This window comes from Rugosimonospora africana (assembly GCF_016862975.1).
Taxonomy (GTDB): domain Bacteria; phylum Actinomycetota; class Actinomycetes; order Mycobacteriales; family Micromonosporaceae; genus Rugosimonospora; species Rugosimonospora africana.
The window spans coordinates 13560-27627 of the sequence record NZ_BONZ01000081.1 but is presented as its reverse complement, the minus strand read 5'-3'; the positions used below and the strand labels follow the sequence as shown (position 1 = coordinate 27627).

Here is a 14068-nt window from a genome sequence, read left to right as displayed (position 1 = left end):
ACATCCATGTGCCGGCGGCACCGCTACGTCGACGAACGAACCTCGTTCCTGGCGTCCCCCACCGGTCGGGCACGCGACCTGCCCGGCATGAGCAGCAGCACGAAGGTGACCAGCAGCGTGGCCAGAACGGTCAGATGGTAGATCACGTCGCCGGTACGGGGGCTGTTGACCGTGATGCGCAGCCCGTAGGCGGTGCCCAGGAGCGCGAAGGCGGTCGTCGCCAGCGCGATTCCGCGGCTTCTCGTCCGCCCGGCGAACGCGGCCACCGCTCCGATCGCCACGACGGCCGCGATGACGGCCTCCGGAGGTGCGGCGCCGGGGAAGGAGTCGCTGATGGTGGCGAAGCCGATCGGGACGTCGACCCCGAAGTGCACGACGGACACGACGGCAAATGCTGCCGCCGTGAACGCCATCAGTACCCTGGCGCTGGCAGGGGGCCGTCGTTGCCAGTAGTCCTCGGGGCTCGGCGGGCTGGCGGTCATCAGTTTCCTTCCGTGGATACTCCGGCCTTCAGGCCGGAGAGGAAACGGAACTCCTGCGGAGCAGGCCGGAATAGCCGATCCGCCGTTTGGGCGGATCGGCGTTTACCCGCGCGCCTGTGCAGGGTTCACGAACAAGCTTGCTAGGTTGTGAGCCGTGGCCAGGACGGTCAAGCGGGCGTTTCAATACCGCTTCTACCCAACCGACGCGCAAGCCGCGCAGCTGGCGCGGACGTTCGGGTGCGTCCGGAAGGTCTACAACCTCGCCCTCGCCGCCCGCACCGAGGCGTGGACGCTGCGCCAGGAACGCGTCAACTACAACACCACTAGCGCGATGCTGACCGCGTGGAAGAAGACCGAGGACCTGGCCTACCTCAACGAGGTCTCCTCCGTGCCGCTGCAGCAGACGCTGCGGCATCTGCAAGTCGCGTTCACGAACTTTTTCGCCAAACGCGCCCGGTACCCCACGTTCAAAAGCCGGAAGAAGTCCCGCCGGTCGGCGGAGTACACCACCAGCGCGTTCCGCTACCGCGACGGGCACCTGACACTGGCGAAGATGACCGAACCTTTGGCGATCGTGTGGTCGCGTCCGCTGCCCGAGGGTGCGCAGCCGTCCACCGTGACCGTGTCGCAGGACTCGGCGGGGCGCTGGTTCGTGTCGCTGCTCTGCGACGATGTGATCCCCGACTATCCGGCGGCGGGCGTGGTGGGTATCGACGCGGGCCTGAATTCGCTGTTGACCCTCTCCACAGGGGAGAAGATCACCAACCTGCGGCATGAGCGCCGTGACCGGGTCGCGCTGGCCCGCGCTCAACGGAACCTCAGCCGCAAGGAGAAGGGTTCCAACAATCGGGCCAAAGCCCGGCTGAAGGTCGCCCGGGTCCATGCCCGGATCACCGACCGGCGCCGTGACCACCTGCACAAGCTGACCACTCGACTCGTGCGTGAAAACCAAACGCTCGTGATCGAGGACCTGACCGTGCGCAACATGCTCAGAAACCACACACTGGCCCGCGCCATCTCCGACGCGGCCTGGCGAGGGTTCCGCACCATGCTGGAGTACAAAGCCGACTGGTACGGCCGGGACTTGATCGTCGTGGACCGATGGTTCCCCTCCAGCAAGCTGTGCTCCGCGTGCGGGCGACTGTCCGAGAAGATGCCGCTGAACATCCGGTCCTGGACGTGCCCCTGCGGCACCACTCACGACCGGGACCTCAACGCCGCGCGCAACCTTTTGGCCGCCGGGCTGGCGGTAACAGCCTGTGGAGACGGTGTAAGACCTCAACGGGGGTCCTCCCGCACGGGGCAGTCGTCGGCGAAGCAGGAAAACCCAAGGGCAACCAAGGGAATCCCCGCCCTTAAGGCGGTGGAGAATGCCAAGTCGTCTCCTCGGTGGTCGCGCGGCGCGGTCCGCCACTCGTGACTAAAGACCCTGCCCGAGACGCCGGGCCCGGGTCGTCAACTCCTGGTCGCAATCCGAACTACTGCGGGAAGCGAAGGCGACCGCGCCGGCCGTACGCCACCGGCCGTAGGCTCCCGCCGGTCGGTAATAGCTCCCGCCCCGGCGCGACGCTCGGCGAGCCCCGCGGTGGGGTAAAATGTCCGCATATGCCCCCGGCATCGGTGCGCGGTAGCCGGGAAGGAGGCGTCGGTGAAGTACATCAAGGTTCTCTGGCACCACGACTGCCCGGAGGACCCGATCGAGCTCTACAGCGAGGTCGGGGACGACGGGTGGGAGGTCCGCAAGATCGAGCTGTACCGCGACGGACGGTACGGCAGGGCCAGCAGCGAGGGTTCGACGGCGTCGACCGGGCTGAGTGACGAGCGGGTCCCCGACATCTCGGAGATCGCGGCGCTGGAGGAGTTCACTCCGAATGAGATCAGCGCGGCCGAGTTCGAGGCCGTCTGGCAGAACGCCCAGCGCGGTCCCCGCTGACAACCGGCTAGCTGGGCAGCGGCAGCGGCCGAGGCGGCACCGGCGTGGATACCACGATGGACGTGGTCGTCTGTCCGAAGAGCGTGAACCGGTCGAGAATCCTCTCGAGTTCGCCGATCGACGGGGCGTGCACCTTGAGGAGAAAGCAGTCCTCTCCGGTGATGCGATGGCATTCGACCACCTGAGCCGTCTGCTGTGCGGCTTCGGCCACCTTGGACAGCTGGCCGGGCCCCGGCCGGATGCGTACGAGCGCGGTGATCGGCATGTCGAGTGCGGCGGGGTCGATGTCCATCCGGTACCCGGCGATGACGCCCGCGGCCTCCAGCCGCGCAACGCGCTCGGTCACCGCCGGCGCGGACATGGAGACGCGGCGGGCAAGCTCCGACATGGACAGGCGCGGGTCGCCCTGCAGTTCGGCCAGCAGGCGCAGGTTGACCGCGTCCAACGGGCTTGCCAGCCGGTCGAAGGCGTTACGGCCACGTGGCCTTGAATCCGTAGGCAAGTCGGACCTTCTTCCTTCAGCTCGGCCTTCACTGTCGAGTCCGCGCTTCGGAAGATACTCCTGTGAGGGAACGGTTCGAGGCGGTCGTCGACCGGCCGCCGTCAGCGAGGGCGTCCGGCCGGCCGGCCCGGCTGGCGGCTCCCGCGTTCATCACGGTCAGCTCCGTCTTCCACTACCTTGGCCCCGCGTTCGCCGTACTGCTGTTCGCCCGCCTGGACGTCTTCGGGGTCACCTGGCTGCGGATCGCCAGCGCCGCCGTCGTGTTCGCGGTGTGGCGCCGGCCGTGGCGGCTGGTGCCACGGTTGACCGCCGCGCAACGTCGGGTCCTGCTGGCCCTGGGCGTCGTGCTGGCCGCCATGAACACGGCGTTCTATCTCGCGATCGCGCGCCTGCCGCTGTCGACGGTCGGCTCGATCGAGTTCCTCGGCGTGGTCATCGTGGCGGCGGTGGGCGTGAGAAGCCTCCGTAACGCGCTCGCGCTCGGGCTCGCCGTGGTCGGCGTGTTGGCACTTGCCGACATCCGGCTGGCCGGCGAGCCGATCGGGTTCGGGTTCGCCTTCGCGAACTGCGCGCTGTTCATGCTGTACGTGTCGCTCGGTCACCGGATCGCCAACACCGGACCGCGTGATGCCGCGCGATGGGGCGGAGCCGATCGACGGGGCGGAGCCGACCGGTGGGACGGGGTCGACCAGCTCGGCGCCGCCATGCTGGTCGCCGCGGTCGCGACCACGCCGCTGGGCCTCGTCCACGCCGCGCCGGCATTCCACCACCCCGGCTGGCTGCTGGCCGGCGTCGGGGTCGGCGTCTGCTCGTCGGTCATCCCGTACGTCACGGACCAGCTCGCGATGGCCCGCGTGCGCCGGGCGACATTCGCGTTGATGCTCAGCCTGCTGCCGGCCTCCGCCACGGTCATCGGTCTGCTCGTTCTCAGCCAACTGCCGACGGTCCGTGACCTGCTCGGCGTGGCGCTGGTGATCGTCGCCGTCGCGCTTCACCAGCAGCCGGCCCATCGACCAGGGTGACAATGACGTCGATGTCGTGGACGCGCCGCGATCCGTCCTGTGCGGCCTGTCTGCGCATTCTCTGCGGGTTCTGTGCGGCCCGTCCGTAGCCTGGCGCGAAGTGTCCCGGAGCCGCCAACTCTTCCGGGGCGGTGTTCATCGTGTTCAGGGAGGTACGGTACGTGGCCGAGCACCATCCGTCGGCCGGTTGGGCCACCGGAGCCCGTTGGTCCAGGCGCGCGGTCTTGCTGACCGGGCTGGCACTCGCCGGGTGCAGCCACCCCCGGCCCACCATCCAGGGGGAGGCCGACGACACCGCCGGCCAGCCACACACCCAGGCGCTCCAGGCGATCCTGGACCGTCGCAGCGCGGCCTTGCAACACAAGGACGAGAAGGCATGGCTGGCCGACCTCGACCCGGCCGACGACAAGCTCATCCAGCAGCAGAAGATGATCTTCGCGAACCTGCGCCAGTTCACCTTCAGCAACTTCCGGTACGTGACCGAGCACGCCTTCGGGAGACAGGAGGGCGACGGCTCCTACACGGTCTTCCCGGTGGTACAGGTGACTCAGCTGCCCGCCGACGCCGGGCCGGGAGGTGTCGCGCCGGCCGAATCGTTCCGGTACCGCATCGCCAGCAAGGACAACAAGCTGGTGGTCACCGAGATCCTCCCGGTGACCCAGGCGAACGTCGAGGATCTGGGGGTGGACACGCCGCTGGCGAACGCACCCTGGAACACCACACCGCTCAAGGTGATCCGTGCGGGCGACGTCTGGCTGGCCGGTGACGACAGCGTTCCGGACCTCGATCACTACGCCAGCGCCGCGCAGTCGCAGGTGCAGAAGATCGAGGCGATGTGGGGCAAGCGGTTGCGCTTCCCGGGATACGTGCTGTTCTTCACCAAGAGCAAGGACAACTTCGCGACCTGGTACGAGTTCGGAAAGGCCACGAACTTCAGCACCGACGTGGAAGGCATACAGCTACCGCTGACCGGGGTGCGCACCAACGGGCAACTGTACGACAACCAGTACGCCGGCTCCCGGATCGTGGTGAACCTGACCAGCACGACCGTCGGCGGCGACACTCCGGAGTTGGTGATGCGCCACGAACTCACGCACGCCGTCACCTCCCGGGCCACGGCGGTGAGCATGGGCGGCTTCGCCGGCGTACTGAGCGCACCGACGTGGGCCGTCGAGGGCTTCGCCCGGTGGATGGAGACGCTGGAGTTCGACTCCTCGAAGTCCAGCGTCCGTGCCGTGGTCGCCAACGCGGTGGCCAAGGGCGGGTTCAAGGGGAAGCTGCCGGCGACGGATTCGTTCTTCAAGGGCGACGCCTCGCTGAACTACGCCTTCGGCGCGACGGCGTTCGAGTACGTCGACCGGACCAAGGGCCGGGACGCCGCCGTGGAGTTCTACGCGCAGGTGGTGGACCACAACGACCTGGAGAGCACTCCCTTCACCGAGAGTTCGGCCTTCCAGGACATCTGCCAGCACGTGATGGGCGTGTCGAGCGCGACGTTCCTGCAGCAGTGGGCCGGCTTCGTCCGGCGGGGAGTCTGAGATGACGCAGCCACCACCCGGCCAACCCGCCGGGAACCCGTATCCACCCTTCACCCCGCCACCCGGCCCGCCGCCGGCCGGCTATCCGCAGGCTGGTCCGCCGCCGGCTGGCTATCCGCCGGCTGGGCCTTCGTCGGCTGGGCCTTCGCCGGCCGGTCAACCGTGGCCGGCACCGGTACCCCCGATGGCCGGTCCCGGACCCACCTCGGGCGCGCCGGTTCCCGGCCCCGCGTTCCCCGGCCCCGCGTTCCCCGGAGCTGTCGTCTCCGGCCTCCCGTACCCCGGAGCACCACAGCCCGGACCCGCCCGGACCCGCCGCGGCAGACGGATGCTCATCACGGCGCTCGCGGCCGCGCTGGTCGGGTTGCTCGCCGCCGGCATCGGCTGCTTCGCCCTGGTCACCTCGTCCCGTGACGCGCCCGGCCCGACGGAGTGCGACGGCGACACCTGCATCCCCACGCTGCGCGCCGCGCCGGTGGTCGCCGCGCTCAAGTCCCAGGGCCATGAGTGCAGGATCGACGGCGATGGCTGGGTGTGCGACCTGGACATCGGCGACGTCCACTACGAGCTCGAGGTCGGAATCACCTCCGAAGACCAGATCTATGAGGTACGGGCGGAAGTGACCAAGCCGGAGGACGCGCAGCTGAGCGCCCAGAGCCTCAACTATCTGGTCTGGGCGGCCAGCCTGCCGTTCGGCGACGACAAGCCGACGATGTCCGAGATCAGGTCGTGGGTCACCGGGCGGGCCAAGGACAACAAGGACTCCAAGGCCAAGATCAGCGGGTACGAGTACGAGCTGGACTCGTCGAACCCGCACACCATCACGTTCACCTTCCGGGGGGTGAGGTCATGACGTCGAAGGCGGTGACGGCCCTGGTGGCCGCCGGAGCGCTGGTGGCCGGGGGGCTGGTCGGCGGAGGAGTCGGTGCGGTGGCCGCCCTGGCCAGCGCCGAGCCGCACGGTCCCAGCGCGCCACCGCCGGTCACCGGCCTGCCCAATGGCAACCAGCGGTACCTGCCCGGCGTCAAGGTCTCCGCCATCTCCGACGGGTGGCTGAAGCAGAAGAACCAGTGGACCTGCGAGCCCGACGACTCCAAGCACGGTCCCGCCAGCGGAGCCAAGAACCAACTGGACTGCACCGCTCCCGGGGACCTGAGCTACCTGGTCAGCGTGGAGATCGAGTACGACGACGAGACGCACGTACGGGCGGTCGACGCGGACTGCGCCCCGGTGATCAAGCCGGGCAACAAGTACTGCACGACCACGTTCGCCAACCTGGCTCAACTCATCGTCAGCTTCGCCCATCCCGACCTGCAGAAGCAGGCTCAGGACTGGGGGACTCAGAACGCGGACAGCGACAATTCCACGACGATCGGGGGAGTGCGGCTGGCGGTGATGCTCGACCCGCACTTCATCGAGGCCACACCGGACGCGTGACCCGGCGGCCTCCGGCCCGCTCGTCACGCTTGATCCGCCGTGTCGGTACGGTACTCCGGTGGAGTTCCGGCTGCTGGGCTCGGTGGAGTTGCGTCGCGGGGAGGAGCCCGTCGCGCTGAGCGGTCAGCGCTGCCCCGCGCTGCTGGCCGCTCTGCTGCTGCGCGCCAACCAGACGGTGAGCCTGTCGTGGCTGGCCGAGGCGGTCTGGGAGCGGCCGCCGGCGTCCCTGCCCTCGAACGTCCGCACCCACGTCGCGGAACTGCGCGCCCGGCTGCGCGAGGCCGGGGACGACGGTAGCCGGCTCGCCAGCGTACCGGGCGGATACCGGCTCGCGGTCGCCCCCGACGAGCTGGACGTGTACCGCTTCGAGCAGCTGGCCGACCAGGCCGGCCTCGCCGAACGGCAGGGCGAGCTGGTCGGCGCCCGGGACCTGCTGCGCGAGGCGGTCGGGCTCTGGCGCGGACAGCCGCTGGAAGGGCTGGCGATGGGGCCGGCACTGGTTGCGGAGGTGGCCCGGCTGCGGGAGCGCCGGCTGGCCGTCGCGCAGCGGTACGCGCTCGTGCGGTCTCGCCTCGGCGACCAGGAGAGCCTGGTGGCCGACCTGCGCCGGCTGACGGCCGAGTCGCCGCTGCGGGAGGGCCTGTGGGTGCACCTCATCCAGGCGCTGCATCGGGAGGGAAGCACCGGAGAGGCGCTGGAAGCCTACCGGCAGGCGCGCCGCGTTCTCGTCGACGAGTTGGGCATCGAGCCCGGCCCGCAGTTGCGCCGGCTGCACCAGGAGGTACTGGCGACCACCGCGCCGGGCCCACCGGAGCCGCCCGGTGCCCCGCCCACCTCGGCCGGGGACGACCGGCGCGCCACACCGCCGCAGCCGGCCGCGCCTGAGTCGTCCACGGCCCGTCCGGACTCCGCTGCCCCGGACGCCTCCGCCCCGCACGGCGACGCGGTTGCCCTCGCCGACGCGGACCGGTCGGCGGCTACCGGCGCGGCGCACCAACTTCCGCCGGACATCGCCGAATTCACCGGGCGCGAGACCGAACTGCGGGATCTGCGGGCCGCGGTCCCGTCGTCCGGCCACACCGGAACCGCGCCCGTCATCTGCGCCATCGACGGCATGGCTGGCATCGGCAAGACTCGCGTCGCCATTCACCTGGCCCACCAGTTTCTCCACAGTGGACGATACGGCGACGTGCAGCTCTACGTGGATCTGCGGGGCCACGCCGAGGAACCGCCGGCCGACGCGGCCACGGTGCTCGCCTCGTTCCTCGGCGCCCTCGGCGTACCCGACGGACAGATCCCGCCCGACCTGCCGGCCCGCGCCGCCCTGTATCGCGACCGGCTGCACGGCAGGCACTCCCTGGTCCTGCTGGACAACGCCGCGAGCGAGGACCAGGTACTCCCGCTGCTGCCGGCCAGCCCGACCGGACTCGTCCTGGTGACCAGCCGCCGGGTGCTCTCCCTGGAGGGGGCCCGCAACCTGTCGCTGGACGTGTTCAGCGATAAGGAAGCCGAGGCCCTGTTCACCCAGATCCTCGGCGGTGACCGCACCGGCGCCGATCCCGCCGCCACCCGTACCGTCGCCGACCTGTGCGGCCGGCTACCGCTCGCGCTGGCGCTCGCCGCACGCCGTCTCCGGGCCCGGCCGGCGTGGACATTCGCCGACCTGGCGACCAGGTTGGCACGGGACGGGGATCGGCTGGCCCAGATCGGCACCGCCACCCGCCGGGTGCGGGCCGTGTTCGACCTCTCGTACCAGGCGCTTCCGGACGACGCGCGGCGGCAGTTCCGGTTCGTCGGGCTGCATCCGGGCGACGATGTGAGCGTCGACTCGACCGCCGCGCTGACCGACCTTCCCGTTGCGGTGACCCGGGAACTGCTGGACTTTCTCGTGGACGAGCGGCTGCTGATCCAAGCCGGGGCCGACCGGTACCGGTTGCACGACCTCATCCGGATCTACGCCGCCGGACTGGCCGCGGCAGAGGAGCCCGAGACCCAGCGCCGGGCGGCCGTGGACCGGCTCTGCGACTGGTACCTGCGCCACGTGAGCGCCGCGGCCGACCTGGCGTACCCCCAGGTTCTCCGGCTCCCGGCCGACGACGACGCACCGGCGCTCGCCGCCTTCGACGATCGGGCGCAGGCCCTGGCCTGGCTGGACACCGAACGCGCGAACCTGGTCGCCGCCGTGCACCGGGGTATCGGGCACCGGCCCTCGACCAGCGCCTGCCAGCTGGCCGACGCACTGCGCGGCTATCTCTCGCTGCGTCGTGATCCGGCTTGGGTACCACTGGCCGAGGCCACGCTGGCCGCCGCGATCGAAGACGGTGAGCCCTACGCGAAGCTCGCCGCGTACGTGAACCTGGCGCAGGCGCGGTCATACAGCGGCGAGGCACTCTCAGCGATCGACCGGTACGCCGAAGCGCTCGCGATCAGCCAGGAGATCGGGTGGCGGGTCGCCGAATCCGCGATCCACCGCAATCTCGCGGCCGTCTACTGGCAGTTGGGGCGGTTGACCGATGCCGTCGACCAGCTGCAGAGTTCGAGCGCCATCGACGAGGAGACCGGATGGACGGTCGGCAGGGCAGCGGCCCTGGGAAACCTCGCCACCATCCACTTCGGACTGGGCCGGCTCACCGAGGCCGCCCGGTATCACCAGCGAGCGCTCGACGCCTTCCGGGTCATCGGCTCTGCGGCCGACACCGCCATGGCGCTGGCCAACCTCGGCGAGACGTACGCCGTGCTCGGCCGGCACGACGGGGCGATAGACCTGCTCGACGAGGCGCTCACCCTGTGCCGAGAGGTGGGCAACCGCAAGGAGGAGGCGAACGTACTCACCGTGCTCGCCCGCCTCCACCTCGACCGGGCCGACCTCTCGCGGGCGCTCGACCTGGCCCGGGCGGGGTCGGCGCGGGCCGTTGACTCCGGCGATCCGTACAACGAGGTGGCGGCGCTGAGCACGGTCGGTGCGGTACTGCACGAACTCGGCCGGTACGGTGAGGCGGCCGAACACCACGACCGGGCGTACGAACTCGCTCGCCGTACCGAAGACCGGTACGGCATCATGCGGGCACTGATCGGTCTCGCGGCCGCCGAGGACCGGCTCGGCCGTTCCGAAGCGGCGCTCCGGCACGCTCGGGAAGCCCGGACGATGGCCGCGGAGACCGGCTTCCGCCTCGCGGAGGCGGAAGCCCTGGCGTGCCTCGCCGGCATCCTGATGGACCGGGACGAGCCGGCCGAGGCCGCCGAGTTTGGCCGCGCCGCGCTGCGGATCGCCGAGGAGACCGGCCACCAGCGCATCCGGGACCGGATGGCGGACTTGCTGCGGCCGGTCTCGGCTATCGGCTGACCGAGCCGCGCGCCGCCCCGGCCCCGTCTCGTCGCGCCGCCCCGCCGCCCTGCCTCGCACGGCCGCGGATGCCTGGTCGGCACGGGACACCTAAGCGATTTTGCGGCGGTACGCGGCCATGGCGAAGGCGTACGCGACGATGAGGATGCCGAGGCACCAGGCGAGGGCGACCCAGATGTCGGTGCCGACCGGCTGCTGGGTGAACAGGTCGCGGACGGTGTTGACGATGGACGTCACGGGCTGGTTGTCGGCGAAGGCGCGCACCGGGCCGGGCATCGTTTGCGTGGGCACGAAGGCCGAGCTGATGAACGGCAGGAAGATGAGCGGGTAGGAGAACGCGCTCGCGCCGTCCACGGACTTCGCGGACAGGCCGGGGATGACGGCGATCCAGGTCAGCGTCAGGGTGAACAGGATCAGGATGCCGGCGATCGCGAGCCAAGCGAGTACTCCGGCTCCGGAGCGGAAGCCCATGAGGAGGGCGACGAGCACGACGACCACGAGCGAGATGAGGTTGGCGGCCAGCGAGGTCAGCACGTGTGCCCAGAGTACCGCCGACCGGGCGATCGGCATGGACTGGAATCGCTCGAAGATGCCGCTCTTCATGTCGAGGAAGAGCCGGAACGCGGTGTAGGAGATGCCCGAGGCGATGGTGATGAGCAGGATGCCGGGCAGCAGGTAGTTCACGTACGAACCCGTCCCGGTGTGGATCGCGCCGCCGAACACGTAGACGAACAGCAGCATGAAGGCGATCGGCATGATCGTGGTCGTGATGATGGTGTCCGGGCTGCGCATGATGTGACGCAGGGATCGTCCCAACAGGACGGTGCTGTCGCCGAAGAAATGCTTGGTCATCACTGGTCCCTACTCGTCGCGCCGACGCTGCGGTCGTTGCCGGGGTCGTCGTTGCCGGCGTCCTCGTTGCCGGTGCCGTCGTTGCCGTTGTCGCCGACGATGGCGAAGAAGACGTCTTCGAGGGTCGGCTGCTTCTCGATGTACTCGACCTTGGCGGGGGGAAGCAGTTGCTTGAGTTCGGCCAGCGTGCCGTTGACGATGATCCGCCCCTCGTTGAGGATCGCGATCCGATCGGCGAGTTGTTCGGCCTCGTCCAGGTACTGCGTGGTGAGCAGCACCGTGGTGCCCTGTCCGGCGAGTTTCTTGACGGCCTGCCACACCTCGACGCGGGCCTGGGGGTCGAGCCCGGTCGTCGGCTCGTCGAGGAAGATGACCGGCGGGTTCCCGATGAGGCTCATCGCGATGTCGAGGCGGCGGCGCATGCCACCCGAGTACGTCGACACCTTCCGCGCGGCCGCGTCGGTCAGCGAGAAGCGGTCGAGCAGGTCGTCGGCGATCGCGCGGGGTTCCTTGAGGTGCCGCAGCCGGGCGACCAGCACGAGGTTTTCCCGCCCGGTGAGGATTTCGTCGACGGCCGCGAACTGCCCGGTGAGGCTGATGGACTGCCGCACCTGCGGGGCCTGGGTGGCCACGTCGAACCCGTGGACACTGGCCGTCCCCGCGTCGGACTTGAGCAGCGTGGACAGGATTCTCACGACCGTGGTCTTGCCAGCCCCGTTCGAGCCGAGCAGGGCGAAGATGCTGCCCCGCGTCACCTCGAAGTCCACGCCGCGCAACACGTGCAGCTGCTTGTACGACTTCTCCAGACCCTGCACCCGGATCGCAGGCCCCGAAACCGCCTGGGTGGTCATGAGCGGGTCCCCCCGTCTTCTCCTTCGGCGCGCTTGATGGCGTTGATGAGCCGTTCCCGCGCGCGATCGGGAACGTACCCGCCCTTCGTGTAGTTCTGAGCAAACGCCTCCGCGAACTCCGCGGGGTCGTCGCCGACGATCGCGCGGATCGGCGTTCCGTCCGCCGCGGCCTGTTCGAACAGGTCCGCGAGGTCCTCGAACTCGGACGCCGCGCTGTCATTGTCGATCGGCACGAAGTGCGTCAGATAGCGCTCGATCGCGTCGACCGCGGTGCGGTAGTTCTCGGGAAGCTGCTTGACGCGTGCCTTGTATGCGCGCCACCGCCGTTTCGGGCCGATCACCTTGGAGATGAAGCCCTCGCCTTCGGTATCGGACATCGTCTACCTGCCTCTTCGGTTTCCGTGGAGCTGTTCGAGCCGTTCCGTGAGGAAGCTCCAGGTCCTCCAGAACTCTTCGAGGTATTCCTGTCCCTGGGCGTTGAGGGAGTAGACCTTGCGCGGCGGGCCTTTCTCGGACGGGACCTTCTCCACGTCGACGAGGCTCTTCTGCTCGAGCCTGACCAGCAGCGCGTAGACGGTGCCCTCGGCGATGTCGGAGAAGCCCTGCTCCCGCAGCCACGCCGTGATCTCGTAGCCGTGCGCGGGCCGTATGGACAGGATCGCCAGGACGATGCCCTCCAGCGTGCCCTTGAGCATCTCCGTCATCTGTCTGCTCACGGACACCCTCCCGGATCTACTCAGTGGTACTGACTACCGGTACATAGTAGCACTGACTAGTGGTGCCGCAAGGTGTTGACTCTTGCCACCCGAAGGCCCGAACGCCGGGGAATCGCCAGCGCCGCTCGTTCGGTAACCCCGTCGATGGGTGGTCAGGGCTGTGAGGGCAGCGCCAGCCGGCCGGACGGCCGCTCGACCCCGTGGTCCGGGCGGCCGTCCGGCGTTGTGGCGGTGTCAGACTTACTCGCAGAACACCCGCATCTTGGTCAGGGCGTCGTCGATGTCGATGGACAGCTCGTCGAGATGGTCGATGAGTTCCTCGAGTTGCTGCGGTTTGAGTTGGGCGAGATCGATCGGTACCCCGGACTTGTCCAGCTCCGCGTTGATCCGGGTCAGCGCCTGCGGAGGCAGCAGGCTGGTCAGCCGGACCCCGGCGCGCAGCAGCTGCAGCGGAACCCGGATGTTGAGCCGGCTCCCGTCCCCGCCGGGGTTGTCCTCGGAGTTCATCACGACGCGCAGGTACTTGGGTCGGGTCTTCGGGCGCAGCGCGGCCCCCGGAGGCTCGGGCTGTTCCCGTTCGACAGCGGCGATCAGCCGTTCGGCCTCATCCGCGGTGATCTTCCCCTCGGCCAGCATCTGCAGGATCTGGTGACGTTGCTCGTTCATAGGTTTTCCCCCGTCTGACTCATCGGACACTGACCGACACGGCCATCGAAGCGTCCTGGATCTCGAACCGGGCGCCGGGCAACGCGCACCACAGCCGCCCGGCGCCACGCAGCGCGCCGACCGGGCTGATGTGGAAGATGACACACGCGACCAGCCCGCCCAGCACGGCCAACACCAGCAACGGCGAGAGCACCAGCAGGACCGGCAGGACCGGGACGTACAACCGCAGCCAACGGCCATCGGCACGACGCTGCCGGTAGGTGACCAGTTGCGGGATCATCGCGACCTCTCCAACTCCGCCAACGCTTCCTGGACATTGATCTCTCCCCGCCGCAGCCGGTCAACGACGTCGGTGCTGGTGGGTGCCGGGGGGTCGGTCTCGACGAAATCGAGCTGCTCGGCGATCCGGTTGAGCCGGGACTTGATCGTCGGGTAACTGACCCCGAAGACCCGCTCCATCTCCTTGATCGAACCGTGCGACCGGACGAACGCGGCAACGAACACCTGGTCATCGACGCTCAGCTGAGCCAACTGCGGCGGCTCGAACTGACCCTCGACCGCGACACCGCTGCGGGTCAGGCGGACCCGCTCGACCACGAACGGCTGTCCGTGTGTCAGGTCCGTCAGCTCCTGCCAGTCCACCCTCAGCCCCCTCGACCCAGCGACGTGCTTGCCGTTTATTTCTACCTTGACTTTCTTAAGTCGTCAACGCCACAGCATTCACTT

At 69.2% G+C, this 14068-nt stretch carries 16 protein-coding genes; 7 read left to right on the top strand and 9 right to left on the bottom strand.

What is annotated here, in order from left to right; all coding sequences use genetic code 11:
* Window positions 1-23: 23 nt before the first annotated feature.
* A complete protein-coding gene (locus Raf01_RS37865) occupies window positions 24-482 on the bottom strand; it encodes a hypothetical protein (RefSeq protein ID WP_203922916.1) in 459 nt (152 codons plus the stop codon).
* Window positions 483-636: 154 nt separating this feature from the next.
* Between Raf01_RS37865 and Raf01_RS37860 the strand changes: the two genes are divergently transcribed.
* Window positions 637-1902 (top strand): RNA-guided endonuclease InsQ/TnpB family protein, encoded by a 1266-nt coding sequence (locus Raf01_RS37860; protein ID WP_203922915.1) that lies wholly within the window; start codon window positions 637-639, stop codon window positions 1900-1902.
* Window positions 1903-2130: 228 nt separating this feature from the next.
* On the top strand, window positions 2131-2415 hold the full coding sequence (locus tag Raf01_RS37855; protein ID WP_203922914.1) for a DUF6881 domain-containing protein: 285 nt from the start codon (window positions 2131-2133) through the stop codon (window positions 2413-2415).
* Window positions 2416-2422: 7 nt separating this feature from the next.
* Here Raf01_RS37855 and Raf01_RS37850 read toward each other — a convergent pair whose 3' ends face one another.
* Window positions 2423-2917 carry an Lrp/AsnC family transcriptional regulator gene (locus Raf01_RS37850; protein WP_373319702.1) on the bottom strand — a complete coding sequence of 165 codons (495 nt, stop codon included), beginning with the start codon at window positions 2915-2917 and terminating at the stop codon, window positions 2423-2425.
* A 131-nt stretch (window positions 2918-3048) separates the two neighbouring features.
* Between Raf01_RS37850 and Raf01_RS37845 the strand changes: the two genes are divergently transcribed.
* From Raf01_RS37845 to Raf01_RS37825, 5 genes are all read left to right on the top strand, one after another.
* The gene (locus Raf01_RS37845; RefSeq protein ID WP_203922975.1) at window positions 3049-3939 is read left to right on the top strand and encodes an EamA family transporter; all 891 of its coding nucleotides are present in this window, start codon (window positions 3049-3051) and stop codon (window positions 3937-3939) included.
* Between the two features lie 140 nt (window positions 3940-4079).
* Window positions 4080-5477: a hypothetical protein gene (locus Raf01_RS37840; RefSeq protein ID WP_203922913.1), complete on the top strand. Its 1398-nt coding sequence runs from the start codon at window positions 4080-4082 to the stop codon at window positions 5475-5477.
* A gap of 328 nt (window positions 5478-5805) precedes the next feature.
* Window positions 5806-6330, top strand: coding sequence for a hypothetical protein (locus tag Raf01_RS37835; RefSeq protein ID WP_203922912.1), 525 nt, complete (start codon window positions 5806-5808; stop codon window positions 6328-6330).
* Entirely contained in the window at window positions 6327-6914 is a 588-nt protein-coding gene (locus Raf01_RS37830) for a hypothetical protein (RefSeq protein WP_203922911.1), read from the top strand. The genes Raf01_RS37835 and Raf01_RS37830 overlap by 4 nt, the downstream gene beginning before the upstream one ends.
* Window positions 6915-6972: 58 nt before the next feature.
* Window positions 6973-10257, top strand: a complete 3285-nt coding sequence (locus Raf01_RS37825; RefSeq protein WP_203922910.1) for an AfsR/SARP family transcriptional regulator — start codon at window positions 6973-6975, stop codon at window positions 10255-10257.
* Window positions 10258-10347: 90 nt separating this feature from the next.
* Here the strand turns inward: Raf01_RS37825 and Raf01_RS37820 are convergent, their stop codons facing one another.
* From Raf01_RS37820 to Raf01_RS37790, 7 genes are all read right to left on the bottom strand, one after another.
* Entirely contained in the window at window positions 10348-11109 is a 762-nt protein-coding gene (locus tag Raf01_RS37820; protein ID WP_203922909.1) for an ABC transporter permease, read from the bottom strand.
* Window positions 11109-11960 (bottom strand): ABC transporter ATP-binding protein, encoded by an 852-nt coding sequence (locus Raf01_RS37815; RefSeq protein WP_203922908.1) that lies wholly within the window; start codon window positions 11958-11960, stop codon window positions 11109-11111. Before Raf01_RS37815 ends, Raf01_RS37820 begins: the two co-directional genes overlap by 1 nt.
* Window positions 11957-12337 carry a DUF1048 domain-containing protein gene (locus Raf01_RS37810; RefSeq protein WP_203922907.1) on the bottom strand — a complete coding sequence of 127 codons (381 nt, stop codon included), beginning with the start codon at window positions 12335-12337 and terminating at the stop codon, window positions 11957-11959. Before Raf01_RS37810 ends, Raf01_RS37815 begins: the two co-directional genes overlap by 4 nt.
* A 3-nt stretch (window positions 12338-12340) precedes the next feature.
* A complete protein-coding gene (locus tag Raf01_RS37805; RefSeq protein ID WP_203922906.1) occupies window positions 12341-12676 on the bottom strand; it encodes a PadR family transcriptional regulator in 336 nt (111 codons plus the stop codon).
* 240 nt (window positions 12677-12916) lie between these two features.
* Window positions 12917-13342, bottom strand: a complete 426-nt coding sequence (locus Raf01_RS37800; protein ID WP_203922905.1) for an SHOCT-like domain-containing protein — start codon at window positions 13340-13342, stop codon at window positions 12917-12919.
* Between the two features lie 19 nt (window positions 13343-13361).
* Window positions 13362-13622: a hypothetical protein gene (locus tag Raf01_RS37795; protein WP_203922904.1), complete on the bottom strand. Its 261-nt coding sequence runs from the start codon at window positions 13620-13622 to the stop codon at window positions 13362-13364.
* On the bottom strand, window positions 13619-13984 hold the full coding sequence (locus Raf01_RS37790) for a DUF2089 domain-containing protein (protein ID WP_203922903.1): 366 nt from the start codon (window positions 13982-13984) through the stop codon (window positions 13619-13621). The genes Raf01_RS37795 and Raf01_RS37790 overlap by 4 nt, the downstream gene beginning before the upstream one ends.
* Window positions 13985-14068: the final 84 nt, after the last annotated feature.